The sequence below is a fragment of the Kitasatospora sp. NPDC004272 genome, from assembly GCF_053603035.1.
Window position 1 is genome coordinate 55,934 of sequence record NZ_JBSGET010000025.1, and the last position, 14,590, is coordinate 70,523.

Consider the following 14,590-nt stretch of genomic DNA (forward strand, 5'->3'; position numbering starts at 1 on the left):
GGGCCGCCTATCCTGGGGCGGTGCGCTTGCGGGGGAGGGTCTCGGTACGGGTGCGGGCCGCGCTCGGGGCGGCGGCGGCGTCGGTGCTGGCCCTGTCGCTGGCCACCGTCTGGGTCGGCGACGCGGCCTACCAGCAGTGGATGCCGAACGCGGAGGACAAGGCGCTGCGCGAGGCCACCCTGCTGAACGAGGCGATCAGGCCCCGGGAGGACCGCCCCGCCGCCCCGACCGACCCCGACGCCCCGCCCTGGGAGGCGTGGCTCGACCGTCTGATCGAGGGCGGGTACCAGCAGTCGGCGTACGCCCTCGTGCTGGAGGACGGCAGCTGGGCCGTCCACGACCGGATCAACCCGGGGAAGGTCGACTACCTCCCACCGCTGACCACCCGCATAGCGGGCAACGCCGACCTGGTGCGGATCCACCTCCCGGACGGCGTCGGCTACGACATCGGCACGCCCGTCGGCCCCAACCCCACCGACCGCACCGTCACCTTCCTGCGCCGCACCGAACCGAACCGCGGCCAGGACCTGGACGCGCTCACCGGCCGGACCGACCTGGCCGACCAGTGGGTCACCACCTACATCATGGTCAACCCGATCGAGGCGAAGGCCGCCCGGGCCAAGGTCCGCTACGTCCTGGGCTGGTACGTGGTGCCGTACGGGTCGCTGTTCGTGGCGCTGGTGGCCTGGGCGGTCACCGGGTTGGCGCTGCGGCCGGTGGAGGCGATCCGCTGCCGGATGGAGCGGATCGGGGCGGGCGCCTTCCACGAGCGGGTGCCGGTCCCGGCGGCCCGGGACGAGATCGCCGGACTGGCGGTCACCACCAACCGCACCCTCGACCGGCTGGAGCGCTCGCTGATCGAGCAGCGCCGCCTGGTCACCGACGCCGCCCACGAACTGCGCACCCCCGTCGCCGTGTTGCGCAGCACGCTGGAGGTGGCGCTGGCCCACCCCGAGCGGGCCGACTGGCGCGAGGTGGTGGAGCGCAGCCTGGCCGACACCGCCCGGCTGCACCGGCTCACCGACGACCTGCTGCTGCTCTCCCGGGGCGAGGAGCGGCCCCGGCAGGCGGGCACCGTCGACTGGGGCGACCTGCTGGGGGAGCAGCTCGCCGAACGGGCCTTCGGCGGGGAGCGGCGGATCCGGGTCCTCGAACTCCGGCCCGTCACCGTCCCGGGCACCGAGCAGCTGCTCGGCCGGGTGGTCGACAACCTGCTGGACAACGCCTGCCGGCACGCCGCGGAGCGGGTCACCGTGTCGCTCCGCACGGTCGACGGCCGGGCGGTGCTGACCGTCGCCGACGACGGCCCGGGCATCCCGGCCGCCGACCGGGAGCGGGTCTTCGAGCGGTTCGTCCGGCTCGACGAGGCCAGGTCCCGGACGGACGGCGGTACGGGGCTGGGCCTGTCGCTGGTGCGGGGCATCGCCGAAGGGCTGGGCGGCTCGGCCGAGGCCGTCGAGCCGTCCGCGGGCGCGGGCGCGGAACTGGTCGTCCGGCTGCCCCTCGACACCTCGGAACCGGCCCCCGCTCAGTCGGACGACCACCGGTACACCGCGACCCCGCCCCCGGCGGCCACCTCGCGGTAGCCCTGGTCGGCCAGTTCGGCGCGGGCCCGGACCATCTCGGCCGCGGGGAGCGGGAAGTCGTCCGGCCGGTCCAGGACCGCCACCCACTCGGCGGTCGGCCGGCCCCAGGGGGCGTCCCGGCCGGGGCGGGTGAGGTAGGGGAACAGCGAGACGGTGCACCGCCCGGTCAGCTGCGGTGCCAACCGGTTCGCGGCGGCGACCCGGGCGCCGTCCGGGACGGTGGCCAAAACGGCCCGGGCATCGGCCAGTTGCGGGGGAGCGGAGCCGACCAGGGAGGTCGGGAACAGTAGCAGGGCCAGTACGGGCACCAGCGCCGGTACCAGCGGCGCCACCCGCCGGGGCAGTGTCCGCTCCCGGCCGGGCGCCTCGCCGCGCACCCGTCCCAGGCCGTCGGCCAGCGCCAGGAACAGGATCGGCATCAGCAGCGCGTTGTAGTGCTGCCGGACGTCCCAGTAGGCGGGGTCGGCGGACCAGAAGCGGGCCGCCAGCGGGGGCACGGCCAGCAGCACCAGCGGCGAGCGCAGGGCCAGGAACGCGGTCGGCAGCAGCAGCGCCAGCACCGTCAGCCACTTCTGCCCCGGCAGCAGCAGCTGGGTCAGCGGGTCGCCGCCCCGCCAACTCCCGCTCGCCGCATAGGTGTACACGCCGCCCGGGTTGTGCGCGGGGATGACCAGGAGCACCGCCAGCGCCGTCCCGCCCGCCGCGGCCAGCACCGTCGCCGTCCCCAGCGCCCGCCGTCCGCGCGCGAACACGTACGCCCCGACCGCCGCCACCAGCAGGCCCTGGTCCTCCTTGACCAGCAGCAGCGGCAGCGCCCACCCCACCGCGGCCCGCCACCGCTCGCGGGCCAGCGCCTCGACGGCGAAGGCGGCGAGCGGCACCGCGAACGCGATCTCGTGGAAGTCGAACCCCACCGCCGTCCACAGCCCCCAGGACAGCCCGTACCCGCAGCTCACCGCGGCCCCGCGGGCCGGGCCGAGCCGGTCCACGGCCAGCCGGGCCACCGGCAGCGCGGACAGCGCGAACAGCGCCGCCTGCGCGAGCAGCAGGGTCCGGGCGTCCGGGAAGAGCCGGTAGAGCGGCGCCAGGACGGCCAGCACCGGGCTGAAGTGGTCGCCGAGCAGGTTGAACCCGCTGCCCTTCAGGGCGGACACCGGCGCGCCCAGCCCGGCGTAGCCGCGCACCCCCTGCTCGAAGATCCCCAGGTCGAAGCCGGAGGTCTCCATCCGCTGCTGGCGCAGCACCGCCACCGTGCCGTAGGCGCCGAACAGAGCGAGCGGGAGCAGGACTTGGAACCATCGTCGGAACAGCATGGGCGCGAACGTAGGAAGGCCGCGCTGAGGGGAATCTGAACGAAGCTGAAGAACCTTTCAGCCCCGGACCGCCCCGCCGGGCCCTTGTCTAGGCTGACCGGCATGAGGCTCCTACTGGTCGAGGACGAGGCGCGGTTGGCCGAGTCGCTCGCCGCCGGGCTGCGCGCCGACGGGTACGCGGTCGACGTGGCGGGCGACGGCGTGAGCGGCCTGAACCAGGCGGGGGCCGTCCCGTACGCGGCGGTGGTGCTCGACCTGATGCTCCCCGGGCTCAACGGCTACCGGGTCTGCCGGGCCCTGCGGCAGGCCGAGAACCCGGTGCCGGTGCTGATCCTCACCGCGAAGAGCGGCGAGTACGACGAGGCCGAGGCACTGGACTGCGGGGCGGACGACTTCCTCCGCAAGCCCTTCTCGTACGTGGTGCTGGCCGCCCGGCTGCGCGCCCTGATCCGGCGCGGCGCGGTGGGCCGCGCCGCGGTGCTGGCGGTCGGCGACCTGACCGTGGACCCGGCGGCCCGGCGCTGCGCCGTCGGCGGCGCGGTGCTGCGGCTGACCGCCAAGGAGTTCGGCGTCCTGGAGTGCCTGGCCCGGCGGCCCGGCCAGGCCGTCCCCAAGCCGGAGATCCTCGACTCGGTCTGGGACACCGCCTTCCGCGGCGACCTCAACATCGTCGAGGTGTACGTGGCCGCGCTGCGCCGCAAGCTCGCGGCCGCCCGGGCCCGCTGCGTGATCGAGACCGTCCGCGGGGTCGGCTACCGGCTGGTGCCCTGACCCCTCACGGCCAGACCAGGCAGTACAGCTGGTGCCCGGCCCGCGAAAGGCCGAGCGGGCCGGGCAACAGGCTTGCAAGGAACAGGAGTTCTCGAATATGACTCCCACATGCAAGGACGCCCTGGGCGCGGACGAGGCGCCATCAGACCTGGACCCGATCCTCTAGGGTAGGCAGACGGTGGGAGGACTACAACGAGGAACTGGCTTTGCGCATCTCTCAGTTGAGTATCAGAAATTTTCGAGGGATCCGGGAACTGACGCTGCCGATGTCGGCCTTCGGATGCATCATCGGCGAGAACAATGCCGGTAAGTCCACCGTTCTCCAGGCGTTGGACGTTTTCTTCAACGGACCGTCACTCAAGCCCACTGACTACTACGATCGCAGACACAGCCTGCAGATCGAGGTCACCCTGACCGAGATCGGTGATGCCGACCTGGCTCGCCTGGCTCCGGAGCATCGCCAGCGGATCACAGAGGTAGTCGAGGACGGTCGGCTAATTCTTACCAGGGTGTATGGCGAGACCGGCAAGGGGACGCTTCGCCGAATGGCGAAGGTCCCGAGGGAAGAGCGGTTCCGTCCGGAAGCCGTCGCCGATGTGGTGGCCAGGAAGACCGGCGCGGAGCTTCGGGAGGCTGCAGTTTACGTATTCCCAGAGCTGCAGGAAATTTTGGCATCGAAGACGACCCAGAAGGCCATCAAGGAGGCAGTTCAGGAACTGGTTGATTCTCTGCCGGATGAGGAACTGGAACTCAGAGACGTCGGGCTGTCGACCGGCATCGACAGCTCAGTGCAGGCACTGCTTCCAGAAGTGATCTATATTCCGGCGGTAAAGGACCTGAGTGATGACCTCAAGACGAGTGAGGCGGCATCGTTCGGAAAGCTCCTCGGGATCCTGTTCAATCAGACGAAGGGGCAGTTCGACCAGATGGAGGAGGTTTTTGACCAGCTCCACAAGGCGTTGAACCTACAGGTCCAGGAAGACGGATCAATCAAGGACGAGCGACTGCCTCAAGTGAAGATGATCGAGGGAATGCTGGAAGGCAACCTTCGGCAAGCTTTCCCTCGGGCGTCGATCAGCATCGAGTTTCCGCCCCCGGAGCTTCGCAGTGTCCTTTCGAACGCCCGGATCGCGATTGACGACGGAATTCGGAGCGATTTCAAGAGCAAGGGAGACGGATTGCGCCGCTCTGTCACCTTCTCGATTCTCCGAACCTATGCGGACCTGCGTGCGAGCGAGCGGGAGGTGGATCCGAGCGCAAGCCCCCGGCCTTACCTGCTGCTGTTCGAAGAGCCCGAGCTGTTCCTCCATCCACAGGCGCAGCGCCAGTTGTTCGAATCTCTCAAGGTATTCGCAGAGGACAACCACGTTCTGGTCAGCACCCACTCCAGCAGCTTCTTCAGTCCTCAGGCGACTGGCACCTTCGTCAAGCTGACCAAGGACTATTCGTCCTCCCCGCCCGAGTCGAAGGCGTATCCGATCGATCTTTCGGACCTCGCGCTCAAGGACCAGTTTCAGTTGATCCGGCAGGAGAACAATGATGCCGCCTTCTTCTGCAACGAAGTCCTTCTGGTCGAAGGGGATAGCGATCACATTCTGATGCCGCATCTGGCCAGGTCCCTCAATAGCAAGTGGGATTTCGAGCAGCGGTCTATTGCGATCGCCCGTCTCGGAGGAAAGGCCAGGGTGGCCCGGTACCGGGAGTTTTTCGAGCGGTTCGGGGTTCGTGTGGCAGTTCTGGTCGACCTGGACGCCATCACCGACGGGTTCGAAAAGCTTGGAGCCGGAGCATCGAGTATCGAAATCCAGCAGAAGTTGGTGAAGAGACTGGGGGACTTGGCTTCAGTGGGAGAGGAGTTGACGCGCAAGCAGCTGCAATCGCTGCAGAAGTCGGGCGAGATCAGGCGCCAATGGCAGGCCGTAAAGGCGGCTCGGGAGAGTCACGCTGCGGGGGAGGGAACCCTTGACGAGGTCGTGGCCGCGATGGATTCATTTTTCGAGGGGAACGAGTCCCGGGGGCAGCGGAGGGCTGAGCTTGAGAAGCCGACGGACGAGCAAGTGCGGGAGTTCAAGGCACAACTCCTCGAACAGCTTCGTACGGAGCGGATCTATGTCCTGGAACGCGGAGACATCGAGAGCTACTACCCGCAGGGCAAGGGAACGGACAAGCCGGCTCAGGCGCAGGAGTTCTGTGAGCAGTACCCGGATGGCGACTCGATCAGGCGACTCTTGAATGGCGGATCGACCACTGACAGTTGCGAGTTCGATGTGATCTTCGCCAGTCTCTTCGAGAGCTGAACCTGGCACCGCAGTCGAGATCAAGCCCGACCGCTCGGGCGCGGGCCGGACTTGACCAGCCAGTGCGGCGGAGGCCGGTCTGCTTCGGTCACCTGTGTAGTCGGTACCGGGTGGGTTCGGCCTCCGCCCACGGACCGGCGGACTCCTCGCGGGTTACCCAGAGCAGTAGTTGAGTGGTGCGGCAGGTCTCCTCCACGCTGTCGTCCCAGGGAAACGGCCCTGCTCGTCCAGCCAGAGCATCTGGGTGACGGGCAGCGGCGGACGCTGGTAGAAGTCGACGTCCGCGCCGAAGAAGCTGAAGTGCCAGCTGGGGTGGACCGGTCGGATTGCCACCGGGAAGCCACCGCCCAGGACATCGTCGTGGCGCTGGTCCAGTGCGAGCGGGTGCCCGTCCCGGATCGCGTGGGCGAGGACGTTCACGAGCCGCGTGCCGGTCTGCGACGAGATGCCGAAGATGCTGACCGCCGGGCTGCGCAGGGTCTGCCAGAGCCCGATCGAGTAGGACCAGCCGCCGGGTAGCGCACCGCCGACTACTCCGTTCACGTGCTAGCCGTACCTGCGGAGGTTCGCCGCGATGCGGGTGTCGCGCGCGTTCCACGCGGATTCGTCGCCGGTGGTGTCGCATAGCAGACAGCCGCAGTCGGGAAGGGCCATGCCGGTGAGCCTACGGCGGCGTCGCCGTGGGACCTCCGACCGCCCCCGTCCTCAGGGGCGGGGGCGTCACGGCCAGACCAGGCAGTAGAGCTGGTGCCCGGCCTCGTGCAGGCGGCTGGCGAAGTCCTGCCACTCGTGCAGCATCTGGTAGATGACGAAGGCGTCCCGCGGGCCGCGGCGGTCGGGGACGGTGGACCAGATGAAGGCGGCGGCGCCGAGCTCGGTCTCGTCGGCCTTGCGGAGCGGCTCGACCACGGTGTGCGGGAGCTGGACCACCGCGTAGTCGGGGTGCAGGACGACCAGTTCGAGCGGCGGGACGTGGTGCAGCGGGACGCCCTGGATGCCGGTGAGCACCATGGCGCTCATCGTCTCGGGCTTGATCTTGGTGGAGAGGTGGCCGCCCGCGGAGCCGCTGGTCTCCATCAGGTCGCCGAGCCGGCCGAGGGCGCCGAGTTCGCCGGCGTCGAGGCCGAGACCGCCGGGACCGAGCGCGGTGGGAACCCTGGCGGCGGTGGCGCGGTCCGGAGCGCCGAAGTACTTGTAGGTGACCCCCACTCTGCCCTCGCCCCTCCTTCCCCTGCCGGTTCCCGTTCCCCCGCCGGTCTCGCCGGGCCTGCGGCTGCGCCCCGCGGCCTCGTCGAAACCGTCCTGCCTCTCGGACACTCGGACCATCCTCACCGGAACTCACCGGAACCGACAGACCCTCGCACGTTCGGTGTCCCTCCGAACATGCCCCTTACCCGCCTGTCGCCGTGCTACACGAGCGCGCGTCACCCGACCTTACCTTCGGCACAGCCCGTGAGGGGAGCAGCACACGGATCATCGTTCCAGATGATCGGGCCCGACATGCAGAACGCCAGGACACGATTTGAGACCATGTGCGGGTAAGAGCGGTTCCCGGCCGTTCCCAGCACCCAACGGATGAGCGAGCAGATGAGCTACCCGTACGAAGCCCCCCAGTCCCAGTCGCTGTTCGACCGCGCGCTGGCCGTCACCCCCGGCGGCGTCAACTCGCCGGTGCGCGCCTTCCGCGCGGTCGGCGGCACGCCCCGCTTCATGGTGTCCGGTTCCGGCCCGTACCTGACCGACGCGGACGGCCGCGAGTACGTGGACCTGGTCTGCTCCTGGGGCCCGATGCTGCTCGGCCACGCCCACCCGGCGGTGGTCGAGGCGGTGCAGCGGGCGGTGGCCCTGGGCACCTCGTTCGGGACGCCGGGGCAGGGCGAGGTGGAACTGGCCGAGGAGATCGTCTCCCGGATCGCGCCGGTCGAGCAGGTGCGCCTGGTCTCCAGCGGCACCGAGGCGACCATGTCGGCGATCCGGCTGGCCCGCGGCTTCACCGGCCGCGCCAAGGTGGTGAAGTTCGCCGGGTGTTACCACGGTCACGTGGACGCGCTGCTGGCCGCCGCCGGCTCCGGCGTCGCCACCTTCGGCCTGCCGGACACCCCGGGCGTGACCGGCGCCCAGGCCGGCGACACCATCGTGCTGCCGTACAACGACCTGGACGCCGTCCGGGCCGCCTTCGCCGCGCACCCCGGCGAGATCGCCTGCGTGATCACCGAGGCGTCGCCCGGCAACATGGGCGTCGTCCCGCCGCTGCCCGGCTTCAACCGCGGCCTGGCCGAGCTCTGCCGGGCCGACGGCGCGCTGTTCGTCTCGGACGAGGTGATGACCGGCTTCCGGGTCTCCAAGGCGGGCTGGTACGGCCTGGAGGCCGCGCACGAGGGCTGGGCGCCGGACCTGCTGACCTTCGGCAAGGTGATGGGCGGCGGCTTCCCGGCCGCCGCGTTCGGCGGCCGCGCCGACGTGATGGCGCAGCTCGCCCCGGCCGGCCCGGTCTACCAGGCCGGCACGCTCTCCGGGAACCCGATCGCCACCGCCGCGGGCCTGGCCCAGCTGCGGCACTGCACCGACGAGGCGTACGCGGCCGTGGACCGGGCCGCCGCCGAGGTGTCCGGCCTGGTCACCGCGGCGCTCGCCAAGGAGGGCGTGGCGCACCGGGTGCAGACCGCGGGCAACATGTTCTCGGTCTTCTTCACCGAGCAGCAGGTCACCAACTACGACGAGGCGCGCACCCAGCAGGCGTTCCGCTTCAACTCCTTCTTCCACTCGATGCTGAGCCAGGGCGTCTACCTGCCGCCGTCGGCCTTCGAGTCCTGGTTCGTCTCGGCCGCGCACGACGGGCGCGCGATCGAGCGGATCGCCGCCGCCCTGCCCGCCGCCGCCCGTGCCGCCGCCGAGGCCACCGAGGAGACCGCCAAGTGAGCGAGAACAGCCAGGAGATCACCGTCGTCCACGTGATGCGGCACGGTGAGGTGCACAACCCGGAGGGCGTGCTCTACGGCCGCCTGCCCGGCTACCACCTGTCCGACCTGGGCCGGGAGATGGCCGAGCGGGTCGGCGAGCACCTCAAGGACCGGGACATCACGCACGTGGTGGCCTCGCCGCTGGAGCGGGCGCAGGAGACCGCCCAGCCGATCGCCAAGGCGCACGGCCTCGAAGTGGCGGCCGACGAGCGGCTGATCGAGGCGGAGAACGTCTTCGAGGGCAAGACCTTCGGCGTCGGCGACGGTTCGCTGCGCAACCCGGCGTACTGGAAGTACCTGACCAACCCGTTCAAGCCGTCCTGGGGCGAGCCGTACATCGACCAGGTGGTGCGGATGATGGGCGCCATCGCGTCGGCCCGGGACGCGGCGCGCGGGCACGAGGCGGTGTGCGTCAGCCACCAGCTGCCGATCTGGATCCTGCGCTCGTTCGCGGAGCGGCGCCGGCTGTGGCACGACCCGCGCCGCCGGCAGTGCTCGCTGGCCTCGCTGACCAGCTTCACCTACCAGGGCGACCGGATCGTCTCGATCGGCTACCGCGAGCCGGCCCGGGACCTGCTGCCGGCGCACCTGGTGGGCAAGGGCAAGAAGGGCGACAAGCCGGTGGGCAAGAGCTTCGGGGCGTAGCTCACACCGGGCCCCGCCCGGGTAAGCCCAGCGGGCGGCGATATGCCCGAATTAAGACGATCATAAGAGAAAAACGCGCAGGTCAAGGGGGGTCCGGTCGACAAGGCCGGACCCCCCTAAAACGGGCCGAAGAGCCATGCGAAACTTTTCACATGTCACGGACGACCAGCCGCACCCGCCTCACCGCCGCCCTCGGCGCGGCCACCGCCCTGGCCCTCGCCGGGTGCTCCAGCTCCGGCTCCGGCAGCGGCGGCAGCGGGGTCGGCTTCGTCACCGGCAAGGGCGGCGTCGCCACCGCGGCCCCCGCCGACCGGGCCGCCGCCCCCGACATCGCCGGCACCTCGCTGGACGGCAACGGCAGCCTCAAGCTCTCCGACTACCGCGGCAAGGTGGTCGTCCTCAACATCTGGGGCTCCTGGTGCAGCCCGTGCCGGGCCGAGGCCAAGGGCCTGCAGGAGACCAGCCAGAAGTACGGCGACCGGGTCCAGTTCCTCGGCATCAACACCCGGGACACCGACCCCGCCAACGCCGTCGCGTTCGAGAAGAACTTCGGGGTGACCTACCCGAGCATCTACGACCCGGACGGCGCCGAGATCCTCAAGTTCCCCAAGGGCAGCCTCAACCCGCAGTCCATCCCGACCACCATCGTGATCGACCAGGACGGCCGGCTGGCCGCCCGCGCGATGCGCGCGATGTCCGCCGAGGACCTGCAGAAGATGGTCGACCCGGTGCTGGCGGAGTCGGAGTGAGCACCCCGCTGGCAGCCGCCGACATCGGGTACAACGAGACGGTCGGCAGCGGCGCGCTGGTGCTCGCCCTGCCGATCGCGCTGGCCGCCGGGCTGGTCTCGTTCTTCTCGCCGTGCGTGCTGCCGCTGGTGCCCGGCTACCTCAGCTACGTCACCGGCTTCTCCGCCGCCGACCTCTCCGACGCCAGGGGCGCCCGGCGCGGCCGGATGCTGGCCGGCTCGCTGCTGTTCGTGCTCGGCTTCGCCGCGGTGTTCGTCTCCGGCGGCGCGCTGTTCGGCTCCTTCGGGCAGACCCTGCAGGACCACAAGCGGATCATCTCGATCGTGATGGGCCTGCTCACCGTGCTGATGGGCCTGGCCTTCATGGGCCTGCTGCCCGGCTTCACGATGCGCGAACTGCGCTCGCACCGCCGCCCCGCGATCGGCCTGGCCGGCGCCCCGCTGCTCGGCCTGGTGTTCGGCATCGGCTGGACGCCCTGCATCGGCCCGACCCTGGCGGCGATCCAGGGCCTGGCCTTCAGCCAGGCCAGCGCCGGGCGTGGCGCGCTGCTGATGGCCGTCTACTGCGTGGGCCTCGGCGTACCGTTCGTCCTGGCGGCCCTGGCGTTCCGGAGGGCACTGGGCGCGTTCGGCTGGGTCAAGCGGCACTACCAGTGGGTGATGCGGATCGGCGGCGGCATGCTCGTCGCCGTCGGCCTGGCCCTGGTGACGGGGGTGTGGGACGCGCTGGTCAACCAGCTCCAGTACCTCACCGCGAACTTCTCGATCGGAATCTGACCGTGAGCGACACCAAGACCAGCCCCCAGCCGGCCGACGCCGCGGAGGACCCCGACGTCGAACGGCTCAGCACCGCCCCCGAGGAGAACGACTCGGTGCCGCCCGGCATGGGCGCGTTCGGCTGGCTGCGCTGGTTCTGGCGCCAGCTCACCTCGATGCGGGTCGCCCTGCTGCTGCTGTTCCTGCTGTCGCTGGCGGCCATCCCCGGCTCGCTGGTGCCGCAGAACACCAACGCCTTCAAGGTCGCGGAGTGGAAGAACGCCCACAAGGGCCTCGCCCCGATCTACGAGAAGCTCCAACTCTTCGACGTCTACAGCTCGGTGTGGTTCTCCGCGATCTACATCCTGCTGTTCGTCTCGCTGGCCGGCTGCATCCTGCCGCGCACCTGGCAGTTCGTCGGCGTGCTGCGCGCCCAGCCCCCGGCCGCCCCGCGCAACCTGGCCCGGATGCCGGTCTACGCGGCCTGGCACACCGACGCCGCCCCGGAGAAGGTCAACGCGGCCGCCCACCGGCTGCTGCGCAAGCGCGGCTTCCGGGCCGCCGCCGACCCCGGCTCGGTGGCCGCCGAGAAGGGCTACCTGCGCGAGGTCGGCAACCTGCTGTTCCATTTCGCGCTGTTCGCCCTGCTGGCCGGCTTCGCCTGGGCCAGCCTGTTCAGCGGTTCCGGCACCAAGATCGTGCTGGAGGGCCAGGGCTACTCCAACACCACCACCCAGCTCGACGACTTCACCGGCTCGGCGTTCTACGGCGTCGACGACCTGGACGCCTTCGGCTTCAAGCTGGACGGCTTCACCGCCGACTACCAGACCGAGGGGCCGACGGCCGGCACCGCCAAGGAGTTCGTCGCCAACGTCCGCTACTGGGACGGCGCCGACACCGGCAAGCAGAAGAACGCCAGGATCGAGGTCAACCACCCGCTGGAGGTGGGCGGCTCCAAGGTCTTCCTGACCGCGCACGGCTTCGCCCCGGTGGTGACCGTCCGCAACGCGCAGAACGAGGTCGTCTACCGCGGCCCGACGGTGTTCCTGCCCCGGGACTCCAACGTCACCTCGCCCGGCGTGATCAAGGTCAACGACTACGGCACCGGCCCCGACGGCCAGAAGACCCAGATGGCCTTCCAGGGCTTCTTCCTGCCCACCGCCGCCGCCGACTTCACCCACACCGGCCCGATCTCGGTCTTCCCGGCCGCCGCCGACCCGAGGCTGGTGCTCAGCGTCTACGTCGGCGACCTGCGCACCGACAGCGGCCTGCCGCAGAACGTGTACGAGCTCGACAACAAGGCGATGACCCAGCTCAAGGTCAACGACGCGCCCGCCACCGCGATCCTCAAGGTCGGCGAGGGCTGGGAACTGCCCGACGGCTACGGCACCGTCACCTTCGACGGCTACCAGCAGTGGGCCAACTTCACCGTCTCGCACCGCCCCGGCAACACGGTCGCGCTGATCGGCGCGGTCGCCGCGGTCCTCGGCCTGATCGGCTCGCTGTTCGTCCAGCGCCGCCGGATCTGGGTCCGCGCGGTCGCCGCCCCCGACGGCCGCACCCTGGTCGAGGTGGCCGGCCTGGGCCGCAGCGAGTCGGCCCGCACCGCCGAGGAGCTCGCCGCGATCGCCGTCGAGCTCCAGGACGACGCCCCGGCCGCCGACGAGCCGCCCGCCGACGGACCCCCGGGGCCCGACGTCCCCGCGGACGACGCACCCCCCGCAGACAACGCACCCGCCGCAGCCGACTCCCCGGCCGCTGCCGTCCCCACCGCCCCGGAAACCAAGGAGTAGACGGTGCTGCTCGCGCAGGTCGACACCCAGTTGGCCAACATCTCCAACTACCTCATCTACTCGGCGATGACCGTCTACACCCTGGCGATGTTCGCCCAGATCTTCGAGTGGACGTTCGGCGCCAAGGGCGGCGTCGCCGTCCGCTCCGCGCAGCAGAGCACCCTGGCCGAGTCCGTCGCCGACTCGGCGGAGGCGGCCAAGGGCGTCCGCAAGGTCACCGTCACCGTCGCCTCCCAGGGCGGCGGCACCACCACGCTCACCCGCACCGCGCTCGCCGACGCCGGTGCCACCACCGTCACCAGCGGCCGCGGCGACGGGGGCCCGGCCGACGGCGTCGGCCCGGCCGGCACCAGCGAGAAGGCCGACCTGGTCGGCCGGATGGCCGTCTCGCTGACCGTCCTCGGCCTGCTGCTGCACGCCGCCAGCGTGGCCACCCGCGGCCTGTCGGTGATGCGCTGGCCGTGGGGCAACATGTACGAGTTCTCGTGCGCCTTCGCCCTGATGATGGTCGGCGCGTACGTGATCCTGCTCGCCACCAAGAAGAACGTGCGCTGGCTCGGCCTGCCGGTGACCGTGGTCGCGCTGCTGATCCTCGGCGTCGCCGTCGCGGTGCTCTACACCGACTCCGAGCAGCTCGTCCCCGCCCTGCACTCCTACTGGCTCGGCATCCACGTCTCCGCCGCCACCGTCTGCGGCGGCGCCTTCTTCGCCGCGTTCGTCACCACCGTGGCCTACCTGCTCAAGGACCGCTACGAGCACCGCATCGCGGCCGGGCTCACCGTCCGCGCCGCCAACCTGATGGAGCGGCTGCCCGCCTCCGGCACCCTGGACAAGCTCTCCTACCGGATCAACGCGATCATCTTCCCGCTCTGGACGTTCACCATCATCGCGGGCGCGATCTGGGCCGAGGTCGCCTGGGGCAAGTACTGGGAGTGGGACCCGAAGGAGACCTGGTCCTTCATCACCTGGGTCGCCTACGCCGCGTACCTGCACGCCCGGGCCACCGCCGGCTGGCGCGGCCGCAAGGCCGCCTACCTGGCGCTGCTCGCCTTCGCCTGCTGGCTGTTCAACTTCTACGGCGTCAACATCTTCATCACCGGCAAGCACTCCTACGCCGGCGTCTGACGCCCCCGCACCACCACCCCACCACCCACGCACCACGAAGCCGCGAGGAGGGCCGCACCATGGAGTGCGACGAGGTCATCATGACCGTCCGAATCACCGCAGCGGAACGCACGCTGCTGCGACGGCTCGCCCAGGGCCACCACAGCGACGTGTCCGAAGTCGTCGCCGACGGGCTGCTGGACGTCCTGCCCACCCTGCACTGCCCGGCGGACGCCTACCGGCTGCTCGCCGCCATCACCACCCCCGCGCCCTGCGCGCTCACCGTCTGGCTCCCCACCGAGCTGGCCGACCTGCTCACCATCGCCACCGCGCGGATCGCCCAGTCCACCGGCGTCCGGCTCGGCTCCTCCTGCATCATGCTCGGGGCCGCGGTGCGCCTGTGGCTGGCCCAGGACCCGCAGCGCCTGGCCGCCAACCTCACCACCATGCACGCCGGCCGTCCGGCCGCCCTGGCCGCCGCCTAGCGGCCCGGGGACACCGACGGCCGGGGGGGGGTGCTGGCCACCAACGTCGGGCCCCCCGCCGCGCCCGCACGCCCCCCGCTGCCCCCGGTTGGGGGGGGTTAAATGCGGGGGGGGGGGGTCGCGGCGGCCCCG

Annotated in this window: 13 protein-coding genes; 10 read left to right on the forward strand and 3 right to left on the reverse strand. The window is 70.8% G+C overall.

The window, feature by feature from the left end:
* The first annotated feature begins 20 nt into the window (after positions 1 to 20).
* A complete protein-coding gene (locus ACWEO5_RS11070; protein ID WP_452162134.1) occupies positions 21 to 1,586 on the forward strand; it encodes a sensor histidine kinase in 1,566 nt (521 codons plus the stop codon).
* On the opposite strand, the gene ACWEO5_RS11075 is transcribed toward ACWEO5_RS11070, so the two are convergent.
* Complete coding sequence (locus ACWEO5_RS11075; protein WP_452162135.1) at positions 1,529 to 2,899, reverse strand: DUF2079 domain-containing protein; 1,371 nt, start codon at positions 2,897 to 2,899, stop codon at positions 1,529 to 1,531. The genes ACWEO5_RS11070 and ACWEO5_RS11075 overlap by 58 nt on opposite strands.
* Positions 2,900 to 3,001: 102 nt before the next feature.
* Here ACWEO5_RS11075 and ACWEO5_RS11080 point away from each other — a divergent pair, with 102 nt between their 5' ends.
* Both ACWEO5_RS11080 and ACWEO5_RS11085 read left to right on the forward strand, forming a co-directional pair.
* Positions 3,002 to 3,670, forward strand: coding sequence for a response regulator transcription factor (locus ACWEO5_RS11080; RefSeq protein ID WP_344553528.1), 669 nt, complete (start codon positions 3,002 to 3,004; stop codon positions 3,668 to 3,670).
* Positions 3,671 to 3,876: 206 nt separating this feature from the next.
* Positions 3,877 to 5,967: an ATP-dependent nuclease gene (locus ACWEO5_RS11085; RefSeq protein WP_452162136.1), complete on the forward strand. Its 2,091-nt coding sequence runs from the start codon at positions 3,877 to 3,879 to the stop codon at positions 5,965 to 5,967.
* A gap of 153 nt (positions 5,968 to 6,120) precedes the next feature.
* Here ACWEO5_RS11085 and ACWEO5_RS11090 read toward each other — a convergent pair whose 3' ends face one another.
* Together ACWEO5_RS11090 and ACWEO5_RS11095 are read right to left on the reverse strand one after the other, a co-directional pair.
* The gene (locus ACWEO5_RS11090; RefSeq protein ID WP_452162137.1) at positions 6,121 to 6,510 is read right to left on the reverse strand and encodes a DUF4262 domain-containing protein; all 390 of its coding nucleotides are present in this window, start codon (positions 6,508 to 6,510) and stop codon (positions 6,121 to 6,123) included.
* A 177-nt stretch (positions 6,511 to 6,687) separates the two neighbouring features.
* A complete protein-coding gene (locus tag ACWEO5_RS11095) occupies positions 6,688 to 7,176 on the reverse strand; it encodes a hypothetical protein (protein ID WP_030908511.1) in 489 nt (162 codons plus the stop codon).
* A 366-nt stretch (positions 7,177 to 7,542) separates the two neighbouring features.
* Between ACWEO5_RS11095 and hemL the strand changes: the two genes are divergently transcribed.
* The 7 genes from hemL (at position 7,543) to ACWEO5_RS11130 (ending at position 14,458) form a co-directional block, all read left to right on the forward strand.
* Positions 7,543 to 8,886 (forward strand): glutamate-1-semialdehyde 2,1-aminomutase, encoded by a 1,344-nt coding sequence (gene hemL / locus ACWEO5_RS11100; protein ID WP_452162138.1) that lies wholly within the window; start codon positions 7,543 to 7,545, stop codon positions 8,884 to 8,886.
* Positions 8,883 to 9,572 carry a histidine phosphatase family protein gene (locus ACWEO5_RS11105; RefSeq protein WP_452162139.1) on the forward strand — a complete coding sequence of 230 codons (690 nt, stop codon included), beginning with the start codon at positions 8,883 to 8,885 and terminating at the stop codon, positions 9,570 to 9,572. The genes hemL and ACWEO5_RS11105 overlap by 4 nt, the downstream gene beginning before the upstream one ends.
* 152 nt (positions 9,573 to 9,724) lie before the next feature.
* Positions 9,725 to 10,321: a TlpA family protein disulfide reductase gene (locus ACWEO5_RS11110; protein WP_452162140.1), complete on the forward strand. Its 597-nt coding sequence runs from the start codon at positions 9,725 to 9,727 to the stop codon at positions 10,319 to 10,321.
* On the forward strand, positions 10,318 to 11,097 hold the full coding sequence (locus ACWEO5_RS11115; RefSeq protein WP_452162141.1) for a cytochrome c biogenesis CcdA family protein: 780 nt from the start codon (positions 10,318 to 10,320) through the stop codon (positions 11,095 to 11,097). The genes ACWEO5_RS11110 and ACWEO5_RS11115 overlap by 4 nt, the downstream gene beginning before the upstream one ends.
* Positions 11,098 to 11,099: 2 nt before the next feature.
* Complete coding sequence (resB, locus tag ACWEO5_RS11120; protein WP_452162142.1) at positions 11,100 to 12,869, forward strand: cytochrome c biogenesis protein ResB; 1,770 nt, start codon at positions 11,100 to 11,102, stop codon at positions 12,867 to 12,869.
* A 3-nt stretch (positions 12,870 to 12,872) separates the two neighbouring features.
* Positions 12,873 to 13,994 carry a c-type cytochrome biogenesis protein CcsB gene (ccsB, locus tag ACWEO5_RS11125; protein WP_344553537.1) on the forward strand — a complete coding sequence of 374 codons (1,122 nt, stop codon included), beginning with the start codon at positions 12,873 to 12,875 and terminating at the stop codon, positions 13,992 to 13,994.
* A gap of 59 nt (positions 13,995 to 14,053) precedes the next feature.
* Positions 14,054 to 14,458, forward strand: coding sequence for a hypothetical protein (locus ACWEO5_RS11130; protein ID WP_344553538.1), 405 nt, complete (start codon positions 14,054 to 14,056; stop codon positions 14,456 to 14,458).
* The last annotated feature ends 132 nt before the right edge of the window (positions 14,459 to 14,590 follow it).

Bases quoted from the DNA above. Each gene is read 5' to 3' on its own strand.
- ACWEO5_RS11075 (WP_452162135.1), bottom strand. From the start codon at position 2,899: ATGCTGTTCCGACGATGGTTCCAAGTCCTGCTCCCGCTCGCTCTGTTC.
- ACWEO5_RS11080 (WP_344553528.1), top strand. From the start codon at position 3,002: ATGAGGCTCCTACTGGTCGAGGACGAGGCGCGGTTGGCCGAGTCGCTC.
- hemL (WP_452162138.1), top strand. From the start codon at position 7,543: ATGAGCGAGCAGATGAGCTACCCGTACGAAGCCCCCCAGTCCCAGTCG.
- ACWEO5_RS11110 (WP_452162140.1), top strand. From the start codon at position 9,725: ATGTCACGGACGACCAGCCGCACCCGCCTCACCGCCGCCCTCGGCGCG.
- ACWEO5_RS11130 (WP_344553538.1), top strand. From the start codon at position 14,054: ATGGAGTGCGACGAGGTCATCATGACCGTCCGAATCACCGCAGCGGAA.